Annotated in this window: 13 protein-coding genes; 4 read left to right on the forward strand and 9 right to left on the reverse strand. The window is 70.6% G+C overall.

Going from position 1 to position 14,849, the window contains the following annotated elements:
- Window positions 1-67 precede the first annotated feature (67 nt).
- The 4 genes from GEV28_RS12895 to GEV28_RS12910 form a co-directional block, all read right to left on the reverse strand.
- Window positions 68-1,492 (reverse strand): acyl-CoA carboxylase subunit beta, encoded by a 1,425-nt coding sequence (locus GEV28_RS12895; RefSeq protein ID WP_291412006.1) that lies wholly within the window; start codon window positions 1,490-1,492, stop codon window positions 68-70.
- An 83-nt stretch (window positions 1,493-1,575) separates the two neighbouring features.
- Window positions 1,576-3,138 carry a long-chain-fatty-acid--CoA ligase gene (locus tag GEV28_RS12900; RefSeq protein WP_291412008.1) on the reverse strand — a complete coding sequence of 521 codons (1,563 nt, stop codon included), beginning with the start codon at window positions 3,136-3,138 and terminating at the stop codon, window positions 1,576-1,578.
- The gene (locus GEV28_RS12905) at window positions 3,135-3,713 is read right to left on the reverse strand and encodes an FcoT family thioesterase (RefSeq protein WP_291412010.1); all 579 of its coding nucleotides are present in this window, start codon (window positions 3,711-3,713) and stop codon (window positions 3,135-3,137) included. The genes GEV28_RS12900 and GEV28_RS12905 overlap by 4 nt, the downstream gene beginning before the upstream one ends.
- Window positions 3,714-3,729: 16 nt before the next feature.
- Window positions 3,730-4,674: an AfsR/SARP family transcriptional regulator gene (locus GEV28_RS12910; protein WP_291412012.1), complete on the reverse strand. Its 945-nt coding sequence runs from the start codon at window positions 4,672-4,674 to the stop codon at window positions 3,730-3,732.
- A 350-nt stretch (window positions 4,675-5,024) separates the two neighbouring features.
- Between GEV28_RS12910 and GEV28_RS12915 the strand changes: the two genes are divergently transcribed.
- The 4 genes from GEV28_RS12915 to GEV28_RS12930 all read left to right on the forward strand — a co-directional run bounded on the left by GEV28_RS12915 (window position 5,025) and on the right by GEV28_RS12930 (window position 9,757).
- Window positions 5,025-5,159: a hypothetical protein gene (locus GEV28_RS12915; protein ID WP_291412014.1), complete on the forward strand. Its 135-nt coding sequence runs from the start codon at window positions 5,025-5,027 to the stop codon at window positions 5,157-5,159.
- Window positions 5,156-7,483, forward strand: coding sequence for a TOMM precursor leader peptide-binding protein (locus GEV28_RS12920; RefSeq protein ID WP_291412016.1), 2,328 nt, complete (start codon window positions 5,156-5,158; stop codon window positions 7,481-7,483). The genes GEV28_RS12915 and GEV28_RS12920 overlap by 4 nt, the downstream gene beginning before the upstream one ends.
- An 18-nt stretch (window positions 7,484-7,501) precedes the next feature.
- On the forward strand, window positions 7,502-8,941 hold the full coding sequence (locus GEV28_RS12925; protein ID WP_291412018.1) for a SagB family peptide dehydrogenase: 1,440 nt from the start codon (window positions 7,502-7,504) through the stop codon (window positions 8,939-8,941).
- Window positions 8,942-9,151: 210 nt separating this feature from the next.
- The gene (locus GEV28_RS12930; protein WP_291412020.1) at window positions 9,152-9,757 is read left to right on the forward strand and encodes a DNA-binding response regulator; all 606 of its coding nucleotides are present in this window, start codon (window positions 9,152-9,154) and stop codon (window positions 9,755-9,757) included.
- Between the two features lie 157 nt (window positions 9,758-9,914).
- Here the strand turns inward: GEV28_RS12930 and GEV28_RS12935 are convergent, their stop codons facing one another.
- The 5 genes from GEV28_RS12935 to GEV28_RS12955 form a co-directional block, all read right to left on the reverse strand.
- Complete coding sequence (locus GEV28_RS12935; RefSeq protein WP_291412022.1) at window positions 9,915-11,108, reverse strand: histidine kinase; 1,194 nt, start codon at window positions 11,106-11,108, stop codon at window positions 9,915-9,917.
- A gap of 231 nt (window positions 11,109-11,339) precedes the next feature.
- A complete protein-coding gene (locus GEV28_RS12940) occupies window positions 11,340-12,158 on the reverse strand; it encodes an ABC transporter ATP-binding protein (protein WP_291412024.1) in 819 nt (272 codons plus the stop codon).
- Window positions 12,158-13,222, reverse strand: coding sequence for an iron ABC transporter permease (locus tag GEV28_RS12945; protein WP_291412025.1), 1,065 nt, complete (start codon window positions 13,220-13,222; stop codon window positions 12,158-12,160). Before GEV28_RS12945 ends, GEV28_RS12940 begins: the two co-directional genes overlap by 1 nt.
- Window positions 13,223-13,225: 3 nt before the next feature.
- Complete coding sequence (locus GEV28_RS12950; RefSeq protein ID WP_291412026.1) at window positions 13,226-14,242, reverse strand: ABC transporter substrate-binding protein; 1,017 nt, start codon at window positions 14,240-14,242, stop codon at window positions 13,226-13,228.
- A partial coding sequence (locus tag GEV28_RS12955) for an MFS transporter (RefSeq protein ID WP_291412027.1) occupies window positions 14,145-14,849 on the reverse strand: 705 nt, incomplete at its 5' end. The genes GEV28_RS12950 and GEV28_RS12955, both read right to left, overlap by 98 nt.

Raw genomic sequence — 14,849 nt, forward strand, 5'->3', positions numbered from 1 at the left:
GAAACACCCGATACCCAGCACAAACCCACCCGTCCACGACATGTGAACGGGCGGTTTCGGAGGAGTTCTAGAGCGGTATGTTCCCGTGTGTCCCACGTGGACGGTCGCCGAAGGCATAGGCGTCGGCGAACGCGGACGCCAGCCGCCAGCGGGTCGTGCCGGGGTCGATGATCTCGTCGACCACGCCCAGCGCGATGCCGCGGTCGAGCCCGCCCGCGGTGCGCTGCTGCTCCTCGACGAGCGTCGCCCGCAACGCCTCCCGCTCGTCGTCGGCGGCGGCCGCGAGCCGCTTGCGGTACAGGATCCCGACCGCGGACTCCGCACCCATCACCGCGACCTCGGCCTCCGGCCACGCGTACACCGCGGTGGCACCGAGCGAGCGGGAGTTCATCGCGATGTAGGCGCCGCCGTAGGACTTGCGGGTCACCAGCGTCACGCGGGGCACGCTCGCCTCGGCGAACGCGTACAGCAGCTTCGCCCCGCGGCGCACGACCCCGCCCCACTCCTGGCCGACGCCCGGCAGGTAGCCCGGTACGTCGACCAGCACCAGCAGCGGAATGCCGTAGCCGTCGCACATCCGCACGAACCGGCTCGCCTTCTCCGCGGACAGCGAGTCGAGGCAGCCCGCCTTGCGCAGCGGGTTGTTCGCGATCACGCCGACCGTCCCGCCGCAGAGCCTGCCGAAGCCGACCACCATGTTCGGTGCCCACTTCGGCTGCAGCTCGAGGAACCCGTCGGCCTGGTCGAGCATCGCGGCGACCAGTGGCTTGACGTCGTAGGCGCGGCGCGGCGACGCCGGCAGCAGCGTGCGCAGGTCCATCTGCGGCCCGGTGCTCGCCGGGTCGAACGAGCCCGGCCGGCCGAGCAGCGTGACGAGCCCGCGGGTCCGGTCGTAGGCGTCCTGCTCGGACTCGGCGACCATGTGCGTCACGCCGGACTTGCGGGCGTGCGCCTCCGGGCCGCCGAGGCCGACCATGTCGATCTCCTCGCCGGTGACGCTGCGCACGACGTCCGGTCCGGTGATGAACACCTTCGCGTCCGGCGCCATGATCACGATGTCGGTGAGCGCGGGACCGTACGCGGCCCCGCCCGCGGCCGGCCCGAGCACGACCGAGATCTGCGGCACCTTGCCGGAGTGGCGCACCATCGACCGGAAGATCTGGCCGATGCCGTGCATCGCCTCCACGCCATCGGCGAGCTTCGCGCCCGCCGAGTGCCACAGGCCGACAACCGGCGCGCCCTCGGCGGCCGCGAGGTCGATCGTGCGGGTGATCCGGCGGCACTCCTCGATGCCGATCGCGCCGCCCTTGATCGTCGCGTCCGTGCAGAACGCGACGACCCGCTCGCCGCCGACGTAGCCGCGCGCCGCCGTGACCGCGACGCGGTCCGGCTCGTGCAGCACCTCGGTCGACCCGGGGTCCAGCAGCCGGCCGAGCCGGGTCAGCGGGGCACGCGGGTCGCCCGCGGACTCGAGACTGATGGCGGTGCTCACAGCGAAAGCCCTTCTCATGGACGACGGCGACGTGAACGTTGGACTCGCGGGTCGTGAGCGTTGGACTCGCGACTTTGTGGGCGCTAGTTGACGGACCTGGCCTGGTCGCGCCAGTACTTCGCGCGCAGCTCGCGGCGCAGGATCTTCCCGCTCGGGTTGCGCGGCACCGCGTCGACGAGCTCGTAGCGCAGCGGCATCTTGAACGTGGCCAGCCGGCCGTGCAGGTAGCCTGCCAGGTCCGCGGCGGCCAGCTCGGCACCCGGCACCGGGACCACGAAGGCGTGCACCGCCTCGCCCCAGCGCGGGTCGGGCACACCGACGACGGCGACCTCGGCGACGTCCGGGTGCCCGCTGATCGCGTTCTCGATCTCCGCCGGGTACACGTTCTCGCCGGCGACGATGATCATGTCCTTGATGCGGTCCCGGATGAACAGGTATCCGTCGCCGTCCAGGTAGCCGGCGTCGCCGGTGCGGACCCAGCCGTCGACCAGCGTGGTCGCGGTCGCCTCCGGGCGGTTCCAGTACTCGAGCATGGCGCCCGGCGTGCGCAGGCACACCTCGCCGACCTCACCAGGCGCCAGCACGGCCCCGTCGACGTCGCGGATCTCGACCGCGAAGCCCGGGTACGGCCGGCCCGCCGCCTGCAGCCGACCCCCGGGCACGTGGTCCGCGGGAGGCAGGCACAGCGCGGTGTTGCCGGTCTCGGTGAGCCCGTAGATCTGGGCGAGGTCGCAGCCGAGCACCTCGATGCACCGGTCCAGCAGCGACTCCGAGATCGGCGAGCCGCCGTAGACGACCTTGCGCAGCGTGGCGAAGTCATCGGTGGACACCCCGGGCTCGGCGAGCACCTGGCGCAGCATCGCCGGCACCATGCAGGTGGTCGTCACGCCGAGGGAGCGGATCAGCTCGACCGCGTCCGGCGGGGTGAATGCGCGCATCAGTACATTGGTGACGCCGGCGGCGAAGCCCTGCACCGCCCACCACAGCCCGCCGACGTGGAAGCCCGGCACGCCGACCAGGCTCCGGTCGCCCGGCTGCCAGTCGATCCAGTCCAGACCCTCGGACGCGAGCGCGTCGCGGACGGCGAAGAAGCCCCGGTGCGCGAGCACCACGCCCTTGGGCAGGCCCGTGGTGCCGCTGGTGTACATCTGGATGATCGGGTCCTCGGGCCGCACCCGGGCGAGCAGCTCGGTGTCCGGCTGGGTGTCGAGCCAGTCGACGAACACCGCGCCGGGCTCACCGGGCCGGTCGAGCGCGACCACCCGGACATCCCGCGGCAGCCCGGTGACGACCTTCTCGGCGAGCTCGGCCGCATCCGCGTCGACGAAGAGCAGCGCGCTGCCCGAGTCGGCGAGCACGTGCTCGACCTCGGCCGCGGTGAGCCGCCAGTTGACCGGCACGAGCACGGTGCCGCTCTTGGCCGCGCCGAACACCAGCTCGTAGTAGTGCTCGGACTCCTTGCCCAGGTACGCGAGCCGGTCACCCTGACGAAGGCCCGCGGCCCGGATACCGTGCGCGGCCTGCTTGGCCCGCTTGTACAACGTCGCGTAGTCGACGCGACGGCCCTGACAGAGCATGGCCGGATGATCGGCCTTGGTCGAAGCGTGCACCCTCGCGAGATCCGCCAAGGTGCGGAGACGACTCATGCCGCGACCTGAGCGGCGTTCGCCCCCGGCGGGTCGACCAGCGCGAGCAGGACCTCGCCGTCCGAGCGGCCCTTGTCGTGGTCCCAGAACCGGCACGTCGTCTGGGTGAGCAGGACCGGGCGGCGCACGTTGGACTCGGTGAAGCTCGTGAACGCGACCTCGCCGCGGAACGTCGAGGAGTAGATCTGCGACCGGTAGACGCTGCGGAACCGGGTGATCAGGATGTTCGGCAGCTGCCGCACCCAGTAGTTCTCCACGGTCCACGCGGCGAGCTCCGGCACGGCCTTCTCCTTGATCGACTTCACGATCAGGTAGTAGGCCAGCTGGTCGTAGCAGATGTTGAACTCCGCGACGTTCACGTGCGCGGTCGTGTCCAGGTAGCACGGGCTCGGCACGTGGAACTCGCCGCGCGCCACCGCCAGGCCGTCCTTCACCGACACCGTCGCCGACTTCAGGTAACGGCATTCCTCGTGGTAGGGCCGCAGCACTCGGGTCAGCAGCGCCGGGTCCGGCCCGAACCGGGACGGTGCCGGCGCGAGTACCGGTTCGGGCGTGTCCACAATGGAGCGGGTCATCGCATGCCTCCAGTTGTCAAGCAGCCTTGCTGGGTGCGGTGATCAGGTCGAGCAGCATCTCCGAGGTGAGCCTGCGGTCGCCGAGCACCGGCGCCGCGGACAGCAGCGCCATGTGCAGCGACTGCAGCCGGACCGACGGCTCGATGCCGAGCTCGTGCATCATCCGCCGGCGGAAGTCGCGGAAGACGTCCAACGCCGCGGAGGTCCGGCCGGACCGGTGCAGCGCGATCATGAGCAGCGCGTGCGCCGACTCGTGCAGCGGGTTCTCCACCGCCATCGAGGCCAGCTCGCTCACCATCTCCTGGTGGCCGCCGAGGCACATGTCCGCCTCGATGCGCAGCATCTGGGCGTAGAACCGGCGCTCCTCGAGGCGCACGATCTGCGCCCTGGTCCTGGTCCCCCAGTGTCCACAGTGGATGATCGAGCCACGCCATCTGCGCAGCGCCCGGTGCAGGCACTCCGCGGCGAGCTCGTGGCGGCCGTCGCGCAGCGCCGCGGTGCCCTCGTCGACCAGGCGCTCGAACTCGGTGATGTCGAGCTGCTCCGGCTCGACGCGCAGGATGTAGCCGCCCGAGTAGGTGAGCAGCAGCTTGTTGTTCACGTACTCCGCGGACAGGCCGAGGCTGGTCCGGAACAGGCCGCGCAGCTTGAAGACGTAGGTCTGCAGGGTGGCCGGCGCCGACCGGGGCGGCGCGTCGTCCCACACCTCCCGCAGCAGCTCGTTGGCCCCCACCGCGCGGTTGGCGTTCAGCAGCAGCGTCACCAGGATCGCACGCAGTTTCGGCGCGCTCGGGGCGATGTCGATTCCGCCGTACCGGATGACGAGTGGGCCGAGCAGTTCGAACCGCAGATCGGGCGAGATTCGGTTGTCGGTCCGCTCGTTGCTTTCCAGAAGAAGGGCGATGAGGTCGTTCTTCTCCGCCGCGGACAACGACTCCAATTCGCTCAGGTGAACGCTCATGTCATCCCCTCGCAGGCTCGGTGATGCCGCTCGCGGTCGCCCTGTGTCATTGATTCGCTCGCAGGCTCGCTCATGTCGACGACCTCGCAATGTGTAGGTCACTTGAATGCGACTAGAACGGTATCCACAGGGCCGGTCGGATTAATAGTGAAACCGTCACGTATGCCCAGTGAGGACACACATGGGGGTTCGTGACCCTGGCACTGGCCGGCTCCACCGGCGCTCAGGCAAGGTTCTAGCAAGCGATCGCTTACACCACCACCGGCAGGACACCACCATTCCATGAGGAGCAAGAGATGTCTGCGAGCACCGCCGAGCTTGTGATGTCGTTACTGGCTGATGGACCCAGCATGGCCAGGCCGTTACACGTCGACCTCATCATCGACGAGCTGGACTCCCCCACCATTCCCGAGGCGGGCATGGCCATTCCCACGATCTGGTGCAAGGTCTCGAACGCGACGCCGCTGGAGGTCGCGGTGTCATGAGTTCCCCGGTCTCGTCCGCGACGTCGCTGGTCGGCTTCAAGCGGCACCTGCGGGTCGACGTGGTCGAAGGTGAGGCTGTCTACGTGCTGTCCGAGCGCGGCGTGACCGCGCTCCGGGGCACCCACGCGGAGGCACTCGTGCCCCTGCTGGACGGCACCCGAGACCTGGCCGGCCTGCGCCGCGCACTGCCCCACGGGGTCGCGGGCGAGGAGGTGGGGGCCCTGCTCGTGCGTCTGATGGAGGCCGGGCTGGTCGCGCTGCGGCCGCCGGCGAGTCCAGGCGCGGACGAGAAGGCGCTCGCCTACTGGGAGGCCGGTGGCCTCGAACCGAACGAGGCCACCGTCAACACCCGCACCACCACCGCACAACTCATCGTGGTCGGCCGGACCGACCAGCCGGGCCGCGGCATCGACGCCGCGGCCGCCCTGGCCGCGCTGACCGCCGCCGGCCTCACCGTCACCACCCGCACCGACAGCCTGCTCGACGCCACGAGCGCGCTGTCGGTCGTGCTGTGCGACGACTACCTCTCCCCCGCGCTCGCCGCGGTCGACGCGGCCCACCGCGCGGCAGGCCGCCCGTGGCTCCTCGCGAAGCCGCTCGGCACCCAGACCTGGATCGGCCCCGTGTTCGGCGCGCCGGACACCGCGTGCTGGCAGTGTCTCGCCACCCGGCAGTGGGCACACCGGCAGGCCGAGGCGCACCTGCAGGCCGCGCTCGGCCGCAGCGGCCCCGCGCCGCGCCCGCCGATCTCGGTGCCGCCGCTCGCGGCCACCGCCCTGCACCTGGTCGCGCTCGAGACGCTGAAGTGGCTCGCCGGCTACCGCTACGCCGGCCAGCGCCAGGTGTGGACGTTCGACACCCTCGACCTCTCCGGCACGCACCACGAGCTGCGTCCGCGACCCCAGTGCCACCAGTGCGGGGACGACACGCTGATGCGTGCCAGGGCACACCACCCGGTCCGGATCTCGAGCCGCGCCAAGGCGTCCCGCTGCGGCGGCGGCCACCGGTCCCTCCCGCCGCAGCAGGTCCTCGACCGCTACCAGCACCTGATCAGCCCGGTCACCGGCGTGGTCAAGGAGATCACCCGGGACCGCCGTGGGCCGTCGTTCTTCAACTCCTTCCGCGCCGGCCCCAACGTCGCGATGGGCGCGCGCTCGCTCGACGGCCTGCGCGAAGGGCTCCGCGCGGAGAACGGCGGCAAGGGCGTGACCCCGCTGCACGGCAGGGTCAGCGCGCTGTGCGAGGCACTCGAGCGGCACAGCGGCTACTTCCACGGTGACGAGGCCCGGATCCGCGCGAGCTACGCATCCCTTGCCGGGCAGGCCGTCCACCCGAACGCCTGCCTGCTCTACGCCGAGCGGCAGCATGCCGGCGCGTCCACATGGAACCCGGCGCACTCCGGCTCCCAGTTCGTGTGCGACCCGTTCGACGAGACCACCGAGCTCGACTGGACGCCGGTGTGGTCGCTCACCGAGGAGCGGCACCGGCTGCTGCCCACCGGGCAGCTGTACTTCGAGGCACCCGGCACCGTCACCGGATGCCAGGTGCGGGCCGACTCCAACGGCAACGCCGCCGGGACGAGCATCGAGGACGCCGTGCTGCAGGGGCTCCTGGAGATCGTCGAGCGGGACGCGGTCGCGCTGTGGTGGTACAACCGCACGCCCGTGCCCGCGCTGGACCTCGACGCGTTCGCCGACCCGTGGGTCGACGAGCTGCGCGAGGTCTACACCGGACTCCACCGCGAGGTGTGGCTGCTCGACCTCACCGCCGACCTGGGCATCCCCACCGTGGCCGCGATGTCCCGGCGCACGGACAAGGTGTGCGAGGACATCATGTTCGGCTTCGGCGCGCATCTCGACCCGAAGGTCGCGGTCGTCCGCGCGCTGACCGAGATGAACCAGCTGATGCCCGCCGTCGCGTGCGTCGGCGCCGGCGCGGACAGCGACCGCGACTACGGTTGGACCGACCAGGACGCGATGCGATGGTGGCGGACCGCCACCATCGCCAACCAGGCGTACGTGGCGCCGGACCCGACCAGGCCGGCCCGCGGACCGGCCGACTTCGACTACCGGCCGACCGACGACCTCGCCGTGGACGTCGCCGCGATCCGGCGGCTGATCGAGGCGCGGGGAATGCAGGTGCTCGTGCTCGACCAGACCCGGCCCGACATCGGGCTGCCGGTCGTGAAGGTGATCGTGCCTGGCATGCGGCACTTCTGGGCCCGGTTCGCGCCCGGCCGGCTCTACGACGTACCCGTCCGGCTCGGCCGGCGGACCGAACCCATCGCGTACGACGAGCTCAACCCCATCCCGCTGTTCGTCTGAGGAACGAGGTCACCACAAGTGCCCGTCCAGCCGCCCGCACCGCAGCCGGCAACGTTCCGGCTGTTCTCGTTGCGGGACGACGTGATCGTGGCCGACGGTCCATACGCCGGCGTCCAGACGCTGTCCACCCGGTGGGGCGAGCTGGAGGTCGACACCGCCAAGCCGGTGCTCCGCGAGTGCCTGGACCGGATGACGCTCGGCCCGGTGTCGCTCGCCAACATCACCGGCGGGGACATCTCCGAGCTGACCGACATGCTCGACAAGCTGCCCGGCGTCGTCGTGCACACGATGGACATCGACGACCTCGCCGGCCCGCTGCTGTCCGCGGTGCCGGTGTCCGAGCGGGCCCGGTTCACGCTGCCTGACGTGCACCCCACGGATGTCGTGCGGCTGTCCAGGTTCGCCGCCCTGCGCAGCTCCGAGGACGAGCTCGTGGTCGAGTCCCCGCTGGCACACCATCGTGTTGTGTTGCACCGCCCGCTCGCCGGCGCGGTCGCGGGCGGGCTCGGTCGCGCGATCGCCGTCACCGACCTCGCCGCGAGCCTGGCGATGGACCCGGGGCTCGTGGCCGAGATCGTCGCCTATCTCGTCGGCGCGGAGATGGTGCTCGTCGGCGAGCGCTACAACGGTTCGGCGCGGTTCGCCGAGGACATCGACCCGCGGCTCGTCCAGTGGTCCCACCACGATCTGCTGTTCCACGGCCGCAGCCGGCTGGGCCGCCACGACGAGCCGCTCGGCGCGACGTACCGGCACGTCGACGCGCTGCCCCCGCAGCCGGCGGTGCGGCCGGTGCCGGACGGGCGGCGCTTTTCGTTGCACCGCCCAACAATTGGCGGTCCCAGTGCCGCCGAGCCGTCGCTCACCGAGGTCATCGAGGGCCGCCGGTCCTACCGCGGGTTCGCCGAGCAACCGCTTTCCGCACGTCAGCTCGGTGAGTTGCTGTACCGCACGGCGCGAGTCCGCTCGCTGGTGGACGCCACCGGCGCGGGCGGGGTGGGCTACACCGTGTCCGACCGCCCGTACCCCAGCAGTGACGCGCTCTACGAGCTGGAGCTGTACGTCACGATCGAGAACTGCGACGGTCTGGTCCGCGGGATCTATCACTACGACCCGTTCGACCACGCGCTCACGCTGATCAGCACCGACGAGGCACAGCTGGCCGAGCTGCTCGACGCCGCGAAGGTGCTGACCGGCACGATGCAGCGGCCACCCGCGCTGATCACGATGACCGCACGGATGGCGCGGCTGTCCTGGGTCTACGACGGGATCGCCTACGCGACCGCGCTCAAGCACGTCGGCGTGCTGCAGCAGACGCTCTATCTCGTTGCTACGGCAATGAATCTGGCACCGTGCGCGCTCGCGGCGGGGGCGAGCGACACCGCGATCGAGGCGCTGCGGCTGGACTGGCCGGCCGAGGTGACCATCGGGGAGTTCGTCGTGGGCCTGCGTCCCGGGTAGCGGTCTGCGACCGGCCGACTACGGCATCCCCACCGCCTGGTCCATCCGCGACACCTCCCTCACCCGATCGGACCAGTGATCATGCGGATTGACCCCTTTCGGCTCCCGGTAGGGGAAGATACCGAGCAACGCCGTTCCGATCGGACACTCACGATCGATGACAGTGCTGGAAACTCCTTCGGCCGCAACGGGTTGCGGGGAGAGGACGACATGATCAAGGTGATGCTGGCCGAGGACATGCACATGGTCCGCGGCGCCTTGGTGGCCCTCCTCAACCTCGAGCCGGACATCGAGGTCGTCGCGGACGTCTCCACCGGAACCGACATCATGCCGACCGCGCTCAAGTTCGAGCCGGACGTCGCGGTGATCGACATCGACCTCCCCGGCAAGGACGGCCTCACCGCGGCGAGCGAACTGCACGAGCGGCTGCCGAAGATCCGCACGCTGATCCTCACCGGCCTCGGCAGACCCGGGACGCTGCGCCGAGCGCTGTCGGCCCGTGTGGGCGGGTTCCTGCTCAAGGACGCGCCACCCCGCGAGCTCGCCGACGCGATCCGCAGCGTCGCCGCCGGCCGCCGGGTGATCGACAGCCAGCTCGCGCTGGCCGCGTGGGACTCGGCCGACTGCCCGCTCACCGCCCGCGAGATCGAGGTCCTGCGCCTGGCCTCGGAAGGCATGGAGGCCGTGGAGATCGCCGCGGCGCTCTTCCTGTCCGCGGGAACCGTGCGCAACTACCTGACGACGATCATCGGCAAGCTGAACGCCCGCAACCGCGTGGACGCGATCCGCATCGCCACTACGGCCGGATGGTTATAGCGCCCTCCCAACCCGGGTTTGACGTGGCTTGGCACAAGCCACGTCCCGACCGACGCAAGCTCAGGGGACCGTGACGGCACCCAGCCACCAACCACCGGAGATCCGCACCGTCCGCCGGAACGCAACCAACACTTTGAATCCCGGGGAGGCGGAGGGGTCAGGCGCCGACCAGCTCCGCGGGGGGTTCCTCTTTGCGGACGGGGAGGGGGATGGTGGCGCGGAGGCGGAACTCGTCGTCGCCGGTGCGTTCGGTCATCAGCTCGCCACCGAGCTCCGCCGCGCGGCTGGAGAGATTCTGCAATCCGCCGCCGCCGTGGCTGCCGGAATCGTGCGACACCTGGCGCACGCCGTCATTGACGATCTCGATCGTGACCTGTTGCTGCGTTTGCCGCACGGTCACCTCGCACCATTCCGCCTTGCTGTGCCGCAACAGGTTGGTCACGCCCTCGCGTAACACCGTGGCGAGCACCGTGCTCACCGCCACCGGCAGGTCCCGGTAGTCGAGCTTCATCCGCACCTCGACGTCCGCGGCGGCCAGCACCCACCGCGCGGAGCGGCATTCGTCCTCGATGGACAGCTCACGATAGCTGCTGGAGACCGTGCGCACGTCGGCGAGCGCCTGCCGGGCGATGCCCAGGATCTCGACCAGCTCGTCCTTGGCCTGCGCGGGGTTCTTGGTGACCAGCCGGTGGGTCAGCTCGCTCTTCAGGGTGATCGCGGAAAGGCTGTAGCCGAGCAGGTCGTGCAGATCCCGGGCGAATCGCAAACGCTCTCGCACAACCGCCATCTTCGCCATTTCGGCACGTGCGGCGTGCAATTCCACCACCAGCGCGGCGAGCCGGGAGAGACCGTAGACCACGAGTCCGGTCGTTATCGTCGAAATGGACGAGTAAACGATATCGAGCGGCGGGCCGGTGAACACCGCCTGAAGCACACCCATACTCGCCACGACCGCACAGAAGGCGAGCCAGGCGAACACCGAGGGCAGGACGAGCAGCATGCTGCCGGCGAGGAAGCCCGGCATGGCCGCCCACGCGTCGCTGAACCTGATCATCGGCAGGTACACGAGCCCCGCCTGGGCGGCCAGCGCGACGTAGCCGACCGGGGTGCGTAATCGGGTCTGCGGACCGCTGAACCACAGTAGTTGCAACAACAACAGTGCGACGATGCACGCGAACGAGACCGAGACGCCGACGGAGTCGCCACCCTGCTCGTAGAGGATGCGAATGAAGCCGATGAGGGTCAGGCCGATGAAGACCGCGGCCACGACGGCGCGCGCCAGCCGGGCCGGCGGCAGCGGAGCAAAGGTCGCCCGTGCGGCGAGATCCGACTCATCAGCCCGTGCGGTCACCCGTGCCCACCTCGCCGAGAACTAACCCCTCGCGTAAATAGATTACACTAAGTGCCTACGTGCCTGTCAAATGTCAACCGCGTTAAACCGTAAGCATTACTGAATGGTTTCCGCTTTAATGATGTCGCAACCGAGCGTACTCGATCGCTCACTGTGTATACACCGGCGAGAAGGCTAAACATCGGAAACGCGACGCACCCGTTTGGACTGTCGCGATTTAGGCCGAACGGTTCAACCGACTTTGGTGAGGCCCACGGCAGGACCGGCCGCGGCCAAGGGGCGGGCACTGTAAGTAATGCGTACGACCCCGTCCCGGTCTCGCTCGGCGGCCGCGCGCACCCCGAACACCTCGCGCAGCAGCCGGGGCGTGAGCACCTCCAGCAGACCACCCGCGGCCACCGCGACCCCCTCGTGCAGCACCACCAACCGGTCGCAGCTGCGGGCCGCGAGGTCGAGATCGTGCAATACCGCCAAAGTCGTCATGCCGAGCGAACGAATCAGATCCAGTAGCTCGAAGCGCGCCCGAATGTCCAGATGGTTGGTGGGCTCGTCCAGTACCAACAGTTTCGGTTGTTGGGCCAGCGCGCGAGCGAGCAGCACGCGCTGCCGCTCGCCGCCCGACAGCGAGCCGTAGAACCTGCCGGCGAACGCCGCCGCACCGGCCCGGTCCATGGCGTCGGCGACGATCCGGCGGTCCTCGGCGCCCTCCCGGCCGAGCAGACCGTGGTGCGGCGTGCGGCCGAGACCGACGACCTCGGTCACGGTGAGTCCCGGTGGCACCGGACTGTCCTGGAGCACGGCCGCGACCCGGCACGCGGCGGCGCGGGCCGACAGCGCCCAGACGTCGACCCGCTCCCCGTCGTCGCCCAGCCGCACCGAGCCGCGGCTCGGCCGGACCGACCGGTACACCGTGCGTAGCAACGTGGACTTTCCGCTGCCGTTGGGCCCGACCAGCCCGACGAACTCGCCATCGGCAACATGCAGATCCACGTCGTGCAGGATCGCCCGCTCCCCTATCGCGACCCGGACTCCCGACAGTTCCAGCCTCATCAGCTCATCACGCTCCGATCGCGGCGCAGCAGCCAGACGAAGAACGGCGCGCCGAACAACGCGGTGAGGACGTTGAGCGGCAGCTCGTTCGGCGCATCCAGGGTGCGCGACAGCAGGTCGACGACCACCAGGTACAGCGCGCCGACCAACGCCGACAGCGGCAGGAGCCTGCGGTGGTCGGCACCGAAGGCCATCCGCACCAGGTGGGGCACCATCAGCCCGACGAAGCCGATGCCGCCCGCGACCGCGATCATCGCGCCGGCGAGCAGCGACGTGAGCACGATCAGGCCGATCCGCAGCCTGCGCACGTCGACGCCGAGCGCGGTGGCCGACTCGTCGCCGGTGACGAGCGCGTTGAGCTGCCGGCCGAACAGGGTGAGCAGCAGGGTCGCGGCGACCACGACGACGCCGACCACCGAGAGCTGGCTCCAGTGCGCGCCGGAGACGCTGCCGAGGAGCCAGAACATGATCTGCCGCATGTCGTTCGGCGCCGCCCGCAGCTGCAGGTAGCTGGTGATCGAGGTGAACGCGTAGCTGACCGCGACACCGGCGAGGATCAGCCGCACCGGGTCGAGCCTGCCGCGTCGCTGGCCGAGCAGGAACACGAGGCCGACGGCGAGCATCGCGCCGAGGAACGCCGCGCCGGAGACGCCGAGCCCGCCGAGCGTGCCCGCGGTCGCGGACAGCACCAGCACGGCGCCCACCGACCCGCCCGCGGAGACGCCGAGGATGTACGGGTCGGCCAGCGGGTTGCCGGTGAGCGCCTGCAGCACCACACCCGCGACGGCGAGCCCGGCGCCGCACAGCGCGGCGAGCAGCACCCGGGGGACGCGGAAGTTCCACAGGATCTGGTCGAGCGCCGGGTCGCCGGCCACCGGTTGGCCGGTCAGGTGCGCGGCGACGATGCGCCACGCGTCACCGGCCGGAATGGACACCGAGCCGATACCGGCGGCCAGCACGACCACGACCGCCAGCAGTGCCGACAGCACCAGCACGCAGACCGGGAGCGGGACGTCGTGCAGCGAGCGCGTCCTCGCCGGGGCGGGCGCCAGCACGGTGGCCATGGCTCAGTCCGCCTCGGGGTGCACGGTCGCGGCGATCTTCTCGACCGCGAGGTCGTTGCTGGGTCCCAGGTAGACGGAGTCGGAGAGCACGACATAGCGGTCGTTCCTTGCCGCGTCCCACTGCGGGAACTGCTCGAGGAGCTTGCGCGCGTCGGCGTCGGGGTCCTCGCTCATGTAGTTCACGACGACGAGCGCGTCGACATCCGCCGCCGCGACCTGCTCCCGGGACAGGTTCGCGAACATGTCCTTCGCGTCGCCGAACGCGTTCTCGGCGCCGGCCTTGGCGAAGATGTCGTTCCAGATCCCGTTGCCGCCGACCGAGCCGACGTCGCCGCCCATCGACATGCCCGGAATGACCAGCATGACCTGCTGGCTGTCCTGGCCCTTCACCTTCGCGCCGACCGCGGCGATGCGCCGCTTCGACTCGGTGATCAGCTTCTCCGAGCGGTCCTTGACGCCGAAGATCGTGCCGAGGTCACGCAGGAGGGTGTAGCTGTCCTCGATGGACGGTGTGCCGCTGACCGTGCCGACATCGCCGCACGAGGTCTCGGGCGCGTAGGAGCCGGCGCCGATCGCCAGCAGGTCCTCGCGGGTGGCGAAGCCGGCGTCGGCGCGGAACCCGCCGTCGTAGGTGGAGATCACGAAGTCGGGGCGCAGGCCGACCATCGCCTCGCGCGGGATGTCCATCATGTCGTTGAGCTCGATGTCCCCGGTCGGCAACTTCGCGATCTCGGCGGCCCGGCCGTCCACTTCGGATGCTCCGTAGGACTGGGCGTTGGCCACGATCCGGTCCTCGAGGCCCAGCGCGAGCAGCGAGGACACCTCGGCGACCGAGCCGCCGTTCATCACCACGACCCTGCTGGGCGCCTTGGTGAACGTGTACTGCTTGCCGCAGTTGGTGATCGTGACGGGGTAGCCGGACTCAGCCGCGCCGTCCGGCGTGGCCGCGGTGCTCGCCGACACGCATGCCGAGGTCGCCAGGCCCGTGGCCGCGATCAGTGCCGCTATCGCTGTCTTCATCGAGACTCCTCCGGTGGGTGAGCAGGCAGGTGCCCGCGGCGAACGCGGCGAGCAGGACGGCCGCCGCGGTGAACGCGGCCAGGTCACGGTCGGGCGCGGCGGGGTCGCCCGGCGTGCCGCCGAGCACGAGCCGGTAGCAGGTGCCGACGATCGCGACGCCGGTGGCGAGGCCGAGCTGGGTGACCGTGGTGGCGACACCGGCCGCGGCGCCGGCGTCCTCGGGCCGGACGCGGCGGATGATCCCGGCGACGAGCGGGGTGGCGACCAGTCCCTGGGCGACGCCGGTAACCGCGAGCAGCGCGGCCAGCAGGAACGGCTGGGCCGCGGCGGGTGCCTGGACGGCGACCGCGGCGGTGCCGAGGGTCGCGGCCAGCAGCGCCGCGCCGGCGACCGGGACGCGCTCGCCGAACCGGGCGACGAGCCGCTGGCAGGCCGAGGCGGCCAGCACGAAGCCGAGCCCCATGGGCACGAACAGCAGCCCGGCGTCGAACGGCTCGATGCCGAGCCCGGTCTGGGTGTAGTAGGTGACGACGAGGAAGATGCCGGAGTTGCCGGCGAAGAACACGGCCATCGTGGCGAGGCTCGACGGCATGCCGCGGGCGGTGAG

The sequence above is a fragment of the Actinophytocola sp. genome (genome assembly GCF_009379765.1).
GTDB lineage: Bacteria > Actinomycetota > Actinomycetes > Mycobacteriales > Pseudonocardiaceae > Actinophytocola.